Origin of the sequence: Saccharicrinis aurantiacus (assembly GCF_947489045.1) — a bacterium.
Taxonomy (GTDB): Bacteria; Bacteroidota; Bacteroidia; order Bacteroidales; family Marinilabiliaceae; genus Saccharicrinis; species Saccharicrinis aurantiacus.
This window is the reverse complement of record NZ_CANLCN010000010.1, coordinates 108,040-125,259: the sequence shown is the minus strand read 5'-3', so window position 1 is coordinate 125,259 and position 17,220 is coordinate 108,040. Positions and strand designations below refer to the sequence as shown.

Annotated in this window: 7 protein-coding genes; 2 read left to right on the top strand and 5 right to left on the bottom strand. The window is 34.8% G+C overall.

Annotated features, from left to right (window positions below; translation table 11 throughout):
• Positions 1 to 275: 275 nt before the first annotated feature.
• Complete coding sequence (locus QMO11_RS12980) at positions 276 to 10,214, top strand: LamG domain-containing protein (protein ID WP_282037672.1); 9,939 nt, start codon at positions 276 to 278, stop codon at positions 10,212 to 10,214.
• A gap of 81 nt (positions 10,215 to 10,295) precedes the next feature.
• Here the strand turns inward: QMO11_RS12980 and QMO11_RS12975 are convergent, their stop codons facing one another.
• The gene (locus QMO11_RS12975; protein WP_282037671.1) at positions 10,296 to 10,985 is read right to left on the bottom strand and encodes a DNA alkylation repair protein; all 690 of its coding nucleotides are present in this window, start codon (positions 10,983 to 10,985) and stop codon (positions 10,296 to 10,298) included.
• 37 nt (positions 10,986 to 11,022) lie between these two features.
• Complete coding sequence (locus QMO11_RS12970) at positions 11,023 to 11,511, bottom strand: nucleoside deaminase (RefSeq protein ID WP_282037670.1); 489 nt, start codon at positions 11,509 to 11,511, stop codon at positions 11,023 to 11,025.
• Between the two features lie 89 nt (positions 11,512 to 11,600).
• On the opposite strand from QMO11_RS12970, the gene aspS reads away from it, so the two are divergent.
• Positions 11,601 to 13,361, top strand: a complete 1,761-nt coding sequence (gene aspS / locus QMO11_RS12965; protein WP_282037669.1) for an aspartate--tRNA ligase — start codon at positions 11,601 to 11,603, stop codon at positions 13,359 to 13,361.
• 55 nt (positions 13,362 to 13,416) lie between these two features.
• Here the strand turns inward: aspS and QMO11_RS12960 are convergent, their stop codons facing one another.
• The 3 genes from QMO11_RS12960 to glsB form a co-directional block, all read right to left on the bottom strand.
• The gene (locus tag QMO11_RS12960; protein ID WP_282037668.1) at positions 13,417 to 14,565 is read right to left on the bottom strand and encodes a serine hydrolase domain-containing protein; all 1,149 of its coding nucleotides are present in this window, start codon (positions 14,563 to 14,565) and stop codon (positions 13,417 to 13,419) included.
• Positions 14,566 to 14,595: 30 nt separating this feature from the next.
• On the bottom strand, positions 14,596 to 16,086 hold the full coding sequence (locus tag QMO11_RS12955; protein ID WP_282037667.1) for a dihydrolipoyl dehydrogenase family protein: 1,491 nt from the start codon (positions 16,084 to 16,086) through the stop codon (positions 14,596 to 14,598).
• 169 nt (positions 16,087 to 16,255) lie between these two features.
• The gene (gene glsB, locus QMO11_RS12950) at positions 16,256 to 17,209 is read right to left on the bottom strand and encodes a glycine N(alpha)-acyltransferase GlsB (RefSeq protein ID WP_282037666.1); all 954 of its coding nucleotides are present in this window, start codon (positions 17,207 to 17,209) and stop codon (positions 16,256 to 16,258) included.
• Positions 17,210 to 17,220 lie beyond the last annotated feature (11 nt).

The window sequence follows — 17,220 nt, the reverse complement described above, 5'->3', positions numbered from 1 at the left end:
GTTGCAAAGATAAGAGTCTAAAGTAAAAAATAGAATTAAGTTTCTATTTTATCTTTTTATGCAGATTTCTCTCTTAATGAAGTACTAAACTTGATACAGAATGTTTAGTCAATTAATATTGCTCGTTAATCAATACATAATATCACTTTCCCATAAAGTGAGGTGTTTCATAGTTCTTCCCCGTTGGGAATGAATAACTTTGTGAACCTCTTAACGTATTTAATGTTACTAAGAACAAAAGAATTGGGGAATTCTAAATTTATGGAGATAACACTATGAAGAATATAAAACTTATATTATTAGTTAAGTGTGTGCTAGTACTAACCCTGGGCGTATCGGCACAAAGTGGTCCTGGAGGTATTGGTAATAGTAATGGGGATAGTGACCAGCCTGAAAATATTATCTGGCTCGACGCCTCAGATTTAACATCATTTGGTGATGCTGATACTTGGTTTGATAAATCAGGAAATAATAATAATGCAGTTCATATAGGCGGTACACCGCCAACCTGGAACTCTAGTGTTATTGGAGGGCAACCAGCCCTTAAATTTACTGGTGTAGCAAATGAATACCTAAGAATATTAGATGATCAATCAGGTGCAAATAAGCTTGATAATAGTGATGAGTTATCTATTTTTGCAGTATTAAATTCAGGATCAAATGATCAGCGTGCAATAATATCTAAAAGATTAAATTCATCAAACAGGTCATGGGCTCTTTTCTTTAATAATGGTCATGAGTTGAATGGATATGTAAGTAATAAAGAGACTGGAGGAGGAGTAGGTATTAGTGGAACTCCTTCAATAGCTAGTTATGTATATGATGGGTCGGTACTTACACTTTATCATAATGGTGTTTCTCAATCTCAAATAACAACTTCAGTACCGATTCCTGACCGTACGGAAAATGTTACTATAGGATTGTTTGAAGAAGGAGATACGCGATATTTTAATGGTGATATAGCCGAGATTATTGTATTTAGAAATGGTTTAAATACGGCACAACGTATTATACTTGAATCTTATTTATCTCAGAAATATGGAATTTCTGTAACAAAGGATATTTTTTCGGGTGGTGATATAAGTTATAATAAAGACTTTGCAGCTGTAGGAGTTGAATCTGACGGAGAGAACAATGAGGCAAACTCAAGTGGTTTATATTTATCACTAAGTAATTCCTCTAATGGAGATTATCTAGCGGCAGCACATAATGGTGTGTCTAATACCTCAGCAGACTTTGTTAATTCAGCACAAGTTACTACTTCCGGCGCCGCTAGTGCATGGAATAGATCATGGTATGTAAAAAGAACTGAAACTACGGGTACTCCTACAGTCCGATTAAGTTTTGATTTATCTGAAGCCCTTGGTGGAAAGTTTCCTCAGGACATCACTAATTATGTACTATTAACTAAAAGTAGTGATGGAGGAAATTATTCACAGGTAACTGTTGCCAATAAGGGAGTTGAAGTCGCAGATAGAATCTATTTTGATGTTGACTTTGCTAACTTTTCGAATGGGTATTTTACTTTAGGTACATTGGATGAAACCCAAAGCCCATTAGAAGGAGGGGATAGAAGAATATGGTATACATTGCGATCTACTTCAGAATGGAATAATCCTGAGGCATGGACTCTTGAACCTTGCGGTTGTTTGCCGAATAATCCAGAAGGTTACACTCCCATAACATCCCCAACAGCAATATCAGATAAGGTAGTTATCTTAAGTGGTAAAAAAATTATTGTTCCTGCAGGAGTTAATGATTTAGCAAATGCTGAATTAATAATAAACGGGGAATTGGATTTAGGCGCTACATCAAACCATAGTTTTGCGACTATTGAAGGTGGCGGATTAGTTACTATGGCAGCAGATAATTTTCCGGAAGGAGATGCCTCTAAGTTTATTACTACAGGTGAAGATGAAGGGAAAGTTGAGTTTTATGGTAGTGGTTATACTATTAATGATTCTCATGAGTTTTTTGATGTAGATGTGAAATTAGATGCCTCAGGTTCAGAAATTACACTATTGAGAGATTTAACCATTAATGGAGACTTTAGAGTTGAACGTGGTAAATTTACTATAAACGATAATTCATCTTCACAAGCAATTGATATCAGAGTTAATGGGGATGCGATTGTATTATCAGATGCACAAATACTACTTGGAACAGGAAATGCAAGGCATCAGTTTAGCTTGTTAGGAGATTTTGAAAATCAGGGTGGTATTGTTCACTTTACAAATAGAACTGCAGCAATTTATAATAGTGATGCAACGGATGGAATTATAGATTTTAATTTATTAAATGATGCAAAAAATCAAGTTATTACCTGTAATGGTATTACTAATTTTTATAGAATAGAAATAGATAAGGGGATTGATAAAACTTATATTGCTTCAATTAATGCTTCTGATGTTGCAAACTTTAACTTGTATGGTTCTGCTAATCATAATCATGGGTCAATAGCTCAATTGGCAACGAATGATAATGCCTTAGGGTTATTGCGAGGTACAGTTAGGATAGGTCAGAACGTAATTATTTCGGAGCTTAATACAAGTTCTAACTATAATATATCCACTGCATCACGTTTATGGATTGACGGTGGAGCCGTATCTAAAACTATAGGTACTGCTATTGTACCTTATGGTGAAATTAAGATTAGTTCAGGTATTGCCAATATTGATGTTAATAGTGGAATAACACTTAGAGAGAATGGGTATGTTAACGTTGAAGGGGGAGAGCTTAATGTTCGTCAAATTAGAACTTCGGTTTTGGGGGCTGAGCATAAAGGAGGTTACAAGCAATCAGGAGGTGTTGTAAATATTACAGGAGCTAATACAAATAGTGATTATTATCCATTTAACTTAACGTTTGAAGGTAATTCTTTTCAAATGTCAGGTGGGGTTTTAAATATTGATAAAGCGAATTCAAAAGGAGGTATCTTTATTAATTCTTCCACTGCAAATCAGAATGTAACAGGGGGTACTGTAAATCTAAATATTGGAGATTCTAATACTTTCAAAATTTCATCAAAAGCACCATTTTATAATTTAAACCTGACTAAAACTGTTGCAAATACGAGCGAATTTGTTTTGGATGATGCCATTGATGTAGGTTCTACAGATGTGTATTTAGAGGCGCAACCTTTAGTGGTATTAAATGATTTTAGAATTAGAGGTGAAGAAACAAATGCTAATTATCCAGATATTACTTTATCAGTTTTTTCAACCAATAGTGTAGTAAGTGATTTGTATATTGGCGGTTCTTTCTTTATAGAAGAAGGCGGAGTTTATAATTGTTTATTTGGCGGAACATCGCCATATGATGGAACTAATAAACAACCAACACAGGTTAATACTACTTATTTTAACCAAACTATAGCAACCTCTTCAATAGATACGCTTTATTGGGGTCATTCAGGGGGTATAGACGATGATATTGATAAGGATCAGCGTTTCGAATTAGGTAATTTTATTTTAGACAGAACAAGTGGGAACGAATTACGAACAGTAGCTCAATCAAACATAAAGAACAATCAAATTTTGATTGATGTTAATGGTGATGCAAGTGTTTTATCAGGAACTCTAGATCAAGGAAGGATGACCTTTAGAACCTGGGGTAAAATTGTGAATAATGATAGGATGGGTACTTATTATTCTTCTGGAAGTTACCCCGTTTCAGGTGGAACGCCAAGTACGGCTCAAATTCGTTTCAGAGAAGAGCCACCTGTTATAATTGAAACATCTGATGATGCAGTTTTTGGAAACTTGAGGTTTAATGTAAATCCAACCACTACACATGTTACTTTAACTAGTGATATGAAAATTGAAAGAATGGAATTTACAAAAGGAGCTATATATCTTAAAAACCACAATTTGACCATTGATGAGATATGGAATCTTAATAGTAGTGGTAATTTATTTGGCGATATTGATAATTCAGATGAGTTAAGTTTAACTGATGATGGAGTTGTAGGAAATAAACTTATTTATACCGATGGCAAAGCCTCTGACGGTGGCTTATCTTTATTGATCGATCAAAATACACCAAATGAATCCAAAGGAAATAGGGATAAGAATAGAAGTCCGATCACCTTCCCAATTGGTTTTACAAACGATGGAGGTGCAACTGTTTATTATCGACCTGCTCAAATTAAAGTTAAAGACTTTGTTGATGATGGTTATGTAACTGTCAGAACAGTATCTGGTGAATTGCAAACTTCTAATCCAACCGGTTCGAGTGAAATACTTCAGCATTACTGGAGAGTTACACATGATGGATTTAGTACATTACCAACAGTAGCATTTCAGTTTTATTATCAAGATAAAGATGATGTTACAGGAATTGACAAAATTACAGGTGCTTCTCAAGAAGCAAATTATGTGCCTGGATATGTTTTAGGAGAATCTCCATATACAAGATATTATGAGTCGGAACCAATATCTGATGTTAGTGATGTAGTTAATACAGAAACGTCAGGCACAACTAGGAGAATTGTATTTAATGGTTCTTCAACAGGTGGTGAGTTTACTCAAGCAGGATTCGTAGGTTTTACTTTAGCGAATGCTAATTTCACAGCTGGTGAGGTAGCACGTTTTTCGGGTGTGCCTAAGGTTTACTACAATAAAAGAAATAATCAAGGTAGTTGGAATTCTACATCATCCTGGTTTATGGACGAGGATCAAACAGAGGTAGCAACAGATTATCCCAAGGCTGGTGATATAGCTATAATAAGGGGTAATAATTATAATGATAATATTACTGTGAATGGGAACCATGAATGTGCAGAAATTATTTTTGTGCGTGAAGGTGTTTATGAGGATATTGAAGATCTACCCAGATTAAGGTTAGAAAGTACTGATGTATTAAATGTAGGTCGAATAAGTGGTGTTGGAGATATTTATTTACGACAAGTAAATTCATCTTCAGCAATATTAAATGCTGATATTGGAGACTTTGCACGAAACGACACTTGTGTAGTTGAGTTTTATATGAACCAAGATGGTACTTATACTGTAGAATTAGATGATTTCTTTGCTGAGCTACCAACCCTAAGAATATATGGAAATACAAGTACAAACAGATACGTTACATTTAATTATGATTTAGTTTGTAAAAACTTAATTATAGATGGTTACGCAAGGCTAAATATCGGGGGTAATTATACAGTAGAGAATCTTACGCGTTTAGGATTCACTAATTATGGGCGTATTCAGTTTCCTAATGGAGCTGATGCGTATACTTTCAGAACAAAAGACTTCTTAACTTTAACCGGTAAAAACGGTAATACCGAACATTATTCTGTTAATGTAGCAGCTGGTAATACAAATGCTGTTGAGCATAAATTCATAATTGAAAGAAATATAGACTTAAATTACAGAGAAAGCGATGGTGGCAATTCATTAGAGTTTGATTTGTATAATTCAGCCACTGAGAATAAGGTAATTTTAGAATTTGAAGGTGATGAGTCAGCTTATTTTACAAATTCTTTCGAAGGGGTTTATAGTTCTAATGTTGAATTATATAGATTAATACTTAATAAAGGAATAAGTAATGATTCATCTTTAACTTTAGGGGCTGATTTTAATCTAAGGGGTCCTACTTCAGGTGTTGGTATAGCAAAGGCATTAGAAATAAAAAATGGACTCTTGGTCATGGATAATTCAGAGCTTCAAATTGATTTATCTACAGGAGATGATGATTTTAGCATTAATAGTACCTCAGGATTGGAAATAACTCAAGGTTCTGCATTTATTAATGGAGGTTCTAATTTATCACTAGATGGATTATTGAAGCTGTCTGGCGGAACACTTGATATGTCTGGCGGAGAAAATGCAATTATTTATACAGTTTCAGGTAATTCAAGTATCGAAATTAGTGATGGAACTTTACTTGTGGGTTCCCAAATACGAAGATCAGTTTCTGACGAGCTTGGCGTATTGAAATATACTCAATCAGGAGGTAGTGTTGAGATAGGAGTATCATCTGGCGGAGATGGAACAAGAGGAATGTTAGAAATACTGAATACAGGAAGTAGCTTCCATCATACTGGAGGTAACTTGAGTTTTATTCAGCAAAATTCAAATACTCCAACTGCGGCTGCCTTGCATCTAGAGCCTTCAAGTTATAGTACTAATGGTAGTGTAATCAATATTTTTAATGCGGATACACCTTCTAATCAAAATGCGTTTAAAATTAATTCCAAAATTATTTTAAACGATATTAATATAGGGGGAACGAATAATCCTGAGGTTCAATTAACTGTGCGTCCCTTAAATGTTGAGGGAGAATTAAATATTAATTCTGGAGCTACTCTAGATGCAGCAAGTTTGGATATGAATTTAACAGGAGATTTTGTTAATAATGGGACCTTTATTCATTCAAATAATGAAGTGAATTTTGTAGGAGGCTCTGCTCAACAAATATCTGGTAATACTACATTTTATAAATTAACAAAAGATGTTGGTAGTGATGAGTTATTATTAACTACAAATACTGAACTAACTGTAGAATATGAGCTTACCTTGAATTCAGGAACTATAAATGATGGAGGTAATGCAATTTATGTATTGCGTGATATAATTAATAATGGAAGTTTTACTTCAGGTGGAGGAGACGGAGTTGTATTGAATGGTTCTGTATCTCAACGTATATATGGTAATGGTTCTTATGATAGAATTTACCTTGATAATAGTGCTGGTTTTACTCAAGAAGATGGAAATATTATCGAGATAAATCAACTACTACAGATGGAATCTGGGATTTTGGATATTGGAAAAAATTTAATCGTATTTAACGAAGGAGCTACCGTAAATTCAATCGCAGGTTTTGGTGCAACTAATATGATACAAACTAATATATCATTTGTAGATGCTGGACTTAAGAAATTATTAAATCCAGGTGCGCAGTCCTTTATATTTCCTTTGGGGTCGGGAGGAATTTATACTCCTGTAAATTTAAATATTACCAATAACACCTCTTCAAGTTCATATATTAGAGTTAAAGGAGCTAAGGAGGTTCACCCTAGTGTAGTTGATTTAAGTGCAACTGCTTGGGATGAAAAAGAGAATGTACTTAAGTATTATTGGATTATTGATGCCAATGGGTTTAACGATTTTACAGGTACTATAACTATGAATTATCCTAATTCATTGGTTAGTGTTACTGCAACAGGTAAAACTTATGACGACTATATAACAGCTAGATTGTTATCAAGAGGTACCGGAGATTGGAATAAGGATATTGGTACAATTGATACTACTAACGATATATTAACATTCGATTTTACAACAGCTACAGACGATGATGGTATTATAGGTGACTATACGGCAGGACTAGATGAAGCCATTCCTAATCAGGTACCAACATATACTTCGGTAAAAGATGGTGATTGGAATGACACCTCTGTTTGGACTCCAACACCACCTGTTGGTGGGCCGAGAGGTGCTATGGTTGTAATTAATGATCAAGTAGCAGTCCCTATCGATTATATATCATCATATAGAACTACCATAAGTGGTGCAACAGATGGACGTATTTTAATTGAAGGTACAGAAGGGCATAGATTAGGGAATGTATTAGGAACTGGATCTATTTATCTTGAAACAGGATCATTACCGGCAGGTGATTATACCGAGTTTTTTAAGGCAGATGGAGGAACTTTAGAGTTCGGAGGAGACATGATTACTTATCCTGTTTTATCAGGAGTATCAGAAGTGAATAACTTAAAGTTTCAAGGTACAGGGGAACGTGACTTACCAAATGTTGATTTAAATATTCTTGGTGATCTTACTATAGAGTCAACAGGAGTTTTATTAGTTGATAATAAGTCTGACAGATCAATTAGTTTAAAGGGTGATTTTATATTTAATTCAGGAAGTTTAGATAGTGGACAAGGAAACAATGCAACCATGATATTTGATGGTACTTCGCGTCAATATATAAAAGGAGCTTCATTGCTTACGGGATCAAATGCACTTTATAACTTAACAATTGCAAATGCAGCCGGAGTTGATTTACAAACAGGTGTTGAGGTAGATAGAGTTTTAACACTTACCAATGGAATTTTAAATACAGAGGCAGGGAGTTTAACACTAACTTACTCTGAAGTTGAAGCTTTACAAGGAGGTACTTCTTCGGCATTTGTAGAAGGGCCAATGGCAAAAATGATCAATCATAATGAGTATTTTGACTTTCCTATTGGACGTTCAGGAAGATATGGTACTATTAAAGTATTTAGTACAAATACTTCAGGTAGTGGTTTGTGGGAAGCTCAATATTTTAATACCAATCCAGCAACAGGGGGTTATGACCCAACTAGTGTGGTTGCTCCTTTGGAGTTTGTGAATAAAAATGAATATTGGAAAGTTAAAGGTCCATCGGGATCAAGTGCGAGATTAACTTTGACTTGGGATACGGAGAGTGGAGTCAATCCAGATGCTAATTTTAGAATAACGCAATGGCAGGATTTAGCAACAGATGCTTGGTCACAACTTGCAGTATCTAATACAACTGGAGATTCTAATGGTGGAAATATTTCGTCTCAATTGCAAATTGACTTTAATGAGTTTACTGAAGGTAGTGTGTTTACTTTTGGGTCAATTCTTACCCCAGCTTATACTTGGTTAGGAAATAATGCAGATTGGTTTGATGCTTATAATTGGACTAATTCAATTATTCCATCGGCATCATCGCATGTAACTATTAATGCAGTAACAGCCCCTCAATTAGATCCAGTAATTGACCCAGCAATGAATTCAAATATAGTACAAGTTAATGACCTTACTATTAATTCTGGAGCTAGCCTAACATTAAAGCCTGGCACAAGAATGACAGTAAATGGTAACTTATTAACTAATGATGGTTTGGTTATTGAAAATTCTAATGAAAAACCTACTTCTTTTATAACTCTTGGAAGTGTGAGTGATAGTACCAATTTAATATGGTCGTATTCAGAACTTAGATATTGGTATATTGGGCATGCAACTGAAAATCCTTCTATTGATTCATATGATGCTATATTAGGAGGGAATGATTATTTTCTTCTCGATTACCACTCAGGAGCATGGGCTAATGTAAGTAAAGGGTTTTACCCTGCTTCGCGGGATCCTTTGAGTGATCCATTAATAGGCACATCTGTTATTTTCGAGAATCCTGCAACTATTTCGCATGTTGGTATATTGAATAATAATAACTCATATACTATAAACTATACTGCAAATGGGTGGTATCTTATTTCAAATCCTTACCCAAGTTATTTGAATCTAAGTAATACTTCGGAATGGGAATTTGGAACTGCAGATAAGACGGTCTATACACGAACTGATTTAAGCCCAAGTTCACGAGGATTTACTACTTATAATATCGAAACAGGTATTGGTGCTAATGGGGGATCAGAATTTATTACTCCTGGACAGGCCTTTTGGGTACTTAATAATGGAAATAATAATTTTACCATAAAGAAAGGTGCTCGTGCGCATACAGAAACAATAGAATTAAAATCAGCAAGTACAAAGGAGCATGATATTGTACGCCTACTTTTGGTTTCAGAAAATAGTGTAGATGAAAGTGTAATTGCTTTTAGGGGAATTGGCACACTGCGAAGTACTAATATCGACTCGAAAAAAAGGATGTCAACTGATGATAATGCATTGAATTTTTATTCAAAAAAGGAAGATGTTAAATTAACAATTAACGTGATGCCTGATTTCTCAGATGAGTTTATTATTCCTTTAGGATATTCCTCTAAAACAGATGTTTTATCTACTATTAAATTTACTAATAGTGATTTGTTTGATACTGAGGCTCAAGTGTATTTGAGAGATAATGTATTAGACACAGAAACGGATTTACGTACTTCTCAATATCAATTTATGGCATTAGCCGGTGGTGAAGAAGATCGATTTGAGTTAGCTTTTGTTTCTAGAGTTACAGAGCCACAGATACCAACTGATATTGATGATAGTGACGATTCTAAAGTAAAGGTGTTTGCTTATTTTGCTAATGAAAGAATAACTGTTGTTGAAAACCTTCTCGAACAAAGTAAGAGTGATAAGGTGTTTATTTCGGTTACCGATATTCGAGGTGCTAAGGTTTATGAAGTCGATTCACATAATAGCGGAACACATTTGTTAGAAGAAAACTTTAAGCCAGGAGTATATATCATATCGGTTTATACAGACTTAAGTAATAGAAAAACATGTAAGGTTGTAGTTAATTAATAACTGTAATTATATAAGAACAAAAAAGGCGGCCATTGGCCGCCTTTTTTGTTCTTATATAAAATTTAGACATCTAAATTTTTACTTTTTTCGTTCCCACATTTTATCTAAATATTCTTTTATAATAAATGTTTTACAAGATGTATCACCATGGTCTATTTCAATTTCTCCAAGCGATTCGGCTACATCTATCACCTTTTCTCTAAGGTTTTGAGTTCTTCCTCCTATAGCTATTAAGCAATTATTCATAGCTTCTTTAGCCCTGTTGGGAGATAAATGTAATTCTTGCTTAATTTTCATTAAAAACCCATGAAAGAAGAGTTCGCTTTTGTCGTCATCATTGCGGGCAATGAAGTTTAATATGGCAAAACCAACGCGTTTGATATATTCATCGGGAGATTGGATCCAAAGATACATGATATCCAAACCAAATTTAGTTTGTGCAATTAACTCTGCAAAATAATCTGCTAGTACATAATATTGTATATCTGCAACCCAATGGTTGGCTTCATTTCTAGTAATTTCAATAGGGTCGGCTACCATGCATGCTAAAATGCGTGCGTCTATATTTCGGGTTTGCCACAGTTGTTGCGCAACTCGATGATTAATGCCTTTTTTATTGGAGGAAGGCGTTATTGAAGCTTTAAGTTTCTTTAAGTTGGCAAAGCTAACTCCAAATAAATCACCTTTGGCGCCATGTTTTCTGTAAACCTTTATATTTTGTTCGGTTCCACAATTCTTTAACTCTTCAAAAATGCTTTTAAAATTCATAGCACTAAATATACAAAAAATGATAATTAGATAAAACTTATCTTTTTGATTGGAAGAAAGATTGTATTAAATCAGAGCATTGGTTTTCCATAATATTACCTTTTATAGTGCATCTTGGGTGTTTTATTATGGGGGTGTATTTTGAAAAACCTCTTTTTTTATCTTCTGCACCAAAATAAATGTTCGCAACCTGGGACCACTTTAAAGCACCTGCGCACATTACACATGGCTCAAGTGTAACGTATAGAGTGCATTCATTTAGGTATTTGCCTCCTAAATATTCTGTAGCAGCTGTAATTGCAAGCATTTCTGCATGGGCAGTTACGTCATTAAGTTGTTCGGTTTGGTTATGTGCCCGAGCTATAATTTGGTTATTACATACTACAACAGCACCAACTGGTATTTCATCTAAATCAAAAGCTTTTTGTGCTTCAATTAATGCTTGTTTCATGAAGTAATCATCCGAGAACTTGATTTTGCTCATATTTATCTTTATTATCTGCTTTGAAACAACAATGTTATTCAAAATCTTTATATTTTCGCATGATTTTATTTGATCAATTTATTTTGATTAAATAAGTTGAATAGGAACAGCAATAATAAACTAGAAATAAAATGTATAGATCACATACTTGTGGAGAGCTACGTATGGCTCATGTAAATCAAAATGTTACTCTAAGTGGATGGGTGCAAAAAGTTAGAAATCTTGGAGGAATGACTTTTATTGATTTGCGAGATCGTTATGGAATTACACAATTGGTTCTTGACGTAGAATCAAATAAAGCCTTAAGCGATGAAGCTAACAAGTTAGGTCGTGAGTTTGTAATTCAGGTTACAGGTAATGTGGCAGAAAGAAGTAGCAAAAATGCTAAAATGCCAACTGGAGATGTTGAAATACTTATAGACTCATTAAAGTTATTGAATGCATCAGAGTTACCACCATTTACTATAGAGGATGAAACTGATGGTGGCGATGAGTTAAGAATGAAATACCGTTATCTCGACTTACGTCGTAACCCGGTTCGTAGTAACTTAGAGTTACGTCATAAATTAGGTTTCGAGGTTAGAAATTTTCTTAATAACCAAAATTTTATTGAAACTGAAACGCCTGTTTTAATAAAGTCTACTCCTGAGGGAGCGCGTGATTTTATAGTGCCATCGCGTATGAATTCAGGAGAGTTTTATGCACTACCTCAATCTCCTCAGGTATTTAAGCAATTATTGATGGTAGCTGGGTTCGACCGTTATTTTCAAATTGTGAAATGTTTCAGAGATGAGGATTTAAGAGCCGATCGTCAGCCAGAGTTTACACAAATTGACTGTGAAATGGCCTTTGTTGATCAACAAGATGTATTAAGTACATTTGAAGGAATGACAAAGCATCTTTTTAAAGTAATTAAGGATGTTGAATTTGATTTTGAGTTTCCTCAAATGCCATTTTCAGATGCTATAAAATATTATGGTTCTGATAAGCCAGATATTCGTTTCGATATGAAATTTGTTGAAATGAAAGAAATGTTAGCTGATTGTGGATTTAAAGTGTTTGAAGATGCCGAATATATTGGTGGTATTTGCGCGCAAGGATGTGCAAATTATACACGTAAACAATTAGATAAATTAACCGATTTTGTGCGTAAGCCGCAAATAGGTGCTAATGGATTGGTTTACGTTAAATGTAACGAAGATGGAACCTTTAAATCATCGGTAGATAAATTCTTTGATGCTGATGCACTGCAAAAGTGGGCGGATGCATTTGGAGCAAAACCAGGTGATTTAATTTTAGTATTAGCTGGCGATAAGTCAAAAACTCAAAATGCCTTATGCGAACTTCGTTTAGAAATGGGAGAGCGTTTAGGCTTAAGAGATAAGAATACGTTTTCGCCATTATGGGTAGTGGATTTTCCGTTATTAGAGTGGGATGAGGATTCAGAACGTTTTCATGCGATGCATCATCCATTTACCTCTCCAAAAGAAGAGGATTTGCACTTAATAGATTCTGATCCTGGTAAGGTAAGAGCTAATGCTTATGACTTGGTGATTAACGGAGTTGAAATAGGTGGTGGATCAATTCGTATTCATAACGATCAACTACAAAATAAAATGTTTAAGTTGTTAGGCTTTACACAAGAAGAGGCTGAAGCTCAGTTCGGGTTCTTAATGAATGCCTTTAAATATGGTGCACCTCCTCATGGTGGTGTCGCTTTTGGTTTTGATAGATTAGCGTCGTTATTTGCAGGGTTAGATACTATTAGGGATGTTATCGCATTTCCTAAGAATAACTCAGGTAGAGATGTGATGATTGATTCTCCTTCTCCAGTTGCCACTGAGCAATTGAATGAGTTAAGTATTAAATTGTCAGAAGTTAAAAAAGACTAAGGTCAGAACTTTAGATATGATATTTAAGGGTTGCAGTTTTTGCAACCCTTTTTTGTTATTTATTAAGCAAGCGTTTGGCAGTAGTTAAATATTCATAGCAATCGCTAGGATGGTGATCAATCAGGTTTTTGCTTCTTTTATGCCCAAGGCGTACCACAATTGCATTTTCTTTTTTTAGTACAAAAATATATTGGCCTAATATTCCACGAGCATAAGGTATTTTATCTCCCTCGTGATTAATAATCCACCATTGATAACCATAATGATTCACCGGTTTGTTGTCGTCAGAATCAATGAGGTAGTTTGCAGGGCTAGTTGCTGATTGAATGAAATCTTTAGAAATTATTTGCTTGTTGTTAATAAGTCCATCTTTTAATACTAATTCCCCAATCTTAGCAAAATCTCGTGCATTACTATTGAGGCAGCAATATGCTTTTTCTGTTCCGTTATTTTTATCCAACGACCATAATGCCTCTCTTTCGCAACCTAGTGGTTTCCATAGTTTCTCAGATGCATAGTCGGAAAGCGATTTTTCTGTAGCATTTTTTAAGACTAGAGATAGCAATTGAGTATCTCCACTTTTATAACTAAAATATTTTCCGGGGACGTCGGTTATTTTTAAATCACTAACAAGACCGGTTATGTTATTGCCGTAATAAGCTTGTGTGGTTAGTGAGGTGGGGCTTGTGTAACTTTCGTCCCAATTACTACCGCTGCTCATTGTGAGTAGGTGTTTTATTTTAAGTTTGTCGTTTGGAGGGTTATTGAATTCAGGGATAAATTCACCTACTTTTTGGTCGATACTTTCTATATAGCCATCATCAATTGCAGCGCCAATTAACAAACCAACAACACTCTTTGCTGCCGAAAATGAATTCGATAGTGAGCTGTTAGAATAATTATCCCAGTATTCTTCGTATAGAATACTGTCATTTTTTATAATTAGATATGCGATTGATTTGTAGTTTTCTAATGTTTCTCTCTCTTTCTTTTTGAGTTTTAGTTTGTTGTAATTGCCAGCTGTTTTCCAGGGTCTTACTTTATCTCCAATCTCTATCTTTCTATTTGAAAAAATGGTATAATCGTCAATTCCAGGGAATAAATATATAACAGCATTCTTCAAATAAGAAGGCGTTACTAAATAGAATAAAGCACTGCTAGCAATAGCTAGTGTAATGATTAATTTCTTTTTAGATAGTTTCATATTATATTCCTTGATTGATGATTGATTTTTCTACGCTTTATTTTCCGGGTACCACTCTTTTAATTTAATAAGCTCAGGAAAAGCTGCTGGTTTGTAAATTGATTTATTACTGACAGTACGTAAGCATTCTTGTATTCCCTCAGCAACACTGGGGTGTGGATAGAATATTTTGAGAACCTCTTGTAAGCTATTTCCTTGGTTAATCAGGTGCGCTACGGATACAATATATGCTGATGCTTGCGGTCCGGCAGCTCGCATGCCTAAAATTTTAGGTTGTTCATCAGTGCTGACCATAACCTTAACAAAGCCTGTTGTATTTCGCATGGCAATGGCACGGTTAATAAGTTGGTTTGAGTAAAAGGCTACTTTGTGAGGGATATTTCTTTCTTGTAGTTGTTTTTCATTTAAACCTACGGATGCTAGTTCTGGTTTAAAGAACATTAATGTAGACATATTGCTATAGTCAAGAGCATAGCATGGTATATCAGCTAATTTTTCGGCAGCTAGTCTTCCTTGAAATTCGGCAACACTATATAACTGCGTATGACCTGTAATATCACCAGCAGCATAAATGTTACAGTGGTTATTTTCATCATGAAGTAAACATTCGTCAGAGATCTCTATATTTCCTCTTTCGTTGGTTTCTATGCCAATATTTTCAAGACCTAGTTTATTGGTGTTCGGAACTCTACCAATTGCAACTAAAGCAACATCAACTTCAATTACTTTACTGTTTCCAGCATCGTAATCTAGTATTATTTCTAGGTGGTCTTTGTGTTTGTTTATTGTTCTTAAATGTGCAGTATGATGAACTTTTACTCCGTTATTCTCGAGGTTTTTGGCAACAAAATCACTCACATCATCATCTTCATTTGGCAATACCCTGTTCGCTCTATCTAAGAGGTGTACTTCTGTTTGTTTGAAGTTGCTGAATATGGTCGCGAATTCACAACCAATTATCCCTGATCCAATAATGAGCATTCGCTCAGGAAACTTCTTGAGTTTAAGGATATCCTCAGAATCAATAATTCTTTCATGGTCTATTTCAAGTCCAGGAGCTTTCCGAGGTTTAGCTCCGGTGGCAATAATAAAATACTTTCCATGGAGCAATTCTGTTTTCTCTTCTTTGGTAACTTCAACGGTATTTTTATCTTTAAATTTTGCCCAGCCTTTTACCAACTCAAGTGAGCCATTTTTACTTTTGTTTTCAGAGAATGTTTCAATCTGACTTAACATCTGGTACTGCTTTTCTTTTGCGGCGTCAATTACGGTTTTTATAACTTGTCTGAAATCAACGCTGAGACTGCCGGATCGATATCCTCTATCAGTACGAGCAGCAACGGAATAGTCCATGCTTAGTTCGTACATGGTTTTAGAGGTTAATGCTCCGTTCATTATACCTGCACCTCCTATATGTGACCCTTCAATGATGCAAATCTTTAATCCGTAATCTAAAGCTCTGATAGCTGCAGAATATCCAGCTGGTCCTGATCCAATAATTATTAAGTCGTATTGTTTCATGTATGATGTATATCTATATGCATTAGGAATAATGAATTGCAAAAGAGAATGTTCATTATTGTTTTGTGAAAATAGGAGTTTTATGTATTAAATTCAATTCCAATATCAAAATAAAAAAAAGCACCACTGAAAAACAGAAGTGCTTTGTTATATAGATTATTTGTAATCTTTAATGTAAGTCATTTGGGTTGTAGCTTTCAACATGTCTTTGTGTTTTTGCTTTGTTGAATTCTTTTATGGTTATAATAATTCCAGTTTCTTCAACATCTCCAAACCTATCATTAATGGCGGTGCCAAACGAACGCATTGAAGGAGACAAGTTCATATAGGCATTCACTAAAGGAGGGATGGTTTCTCCCAATTCTCTAACTCTTTTATTTAATGATTTGTAATCATCAACAAATGAGTCGCCTTTTACAATTTTCTTTATCTCTTCATCACTCAATTCTACTTTGAGTTTAAAGCTATCGAGTGGATAAACTAACTTATCAGGATCGCCAAAATATTTAGCCATAAAGCTTAATATTAAGTCTCTAGCTTCTTGGTTAAAGTGGTCGTACATGGTTACTTTACCAAAAAAGTATTTCATCTCAGGATGATTTACTATTAAGGAACCTAATCCATCCCAAAGGTTGTCAAGCGCGAATAAGCTCTTTGCTCCTTGTTTGCTCGATTGGTATTGAGGTTGCACAAAAGATCTACCTAGTTCAATTGTATAAGGTAACCAGTTGTCGAGAAAGTTATCTGAAAAATGAAACATTCTTGATGTGGCAAGTCTAACATTTCCGTCAGCATCTCTCGGTATTTTATTACCCATTATGTAACGGTAACCACCTAATATTTCTTTTTCGTCAGGATCCCAAACTATTAATTGGTGATACGGTACTTCAGCCATATCATAATCATCAATATCTGCTCCCTTACCAGTTCCGCCGCCAGCTTCTCTAAAAGAAATTTCTCTTAGTCGGCCAACTTCCTTCATAAGTTTGGGAGCTTCGGTACCAACAAAATCATAAATTTTATTCCCACCTTTATTGGTGTTTCGTACAAATCTATCTTTGGTTAATTCAGCTTCCAATAATTCTTTGGCTATTGGAGCTATTATATCTTGTGTTGAATCCATGTGTTACAGAT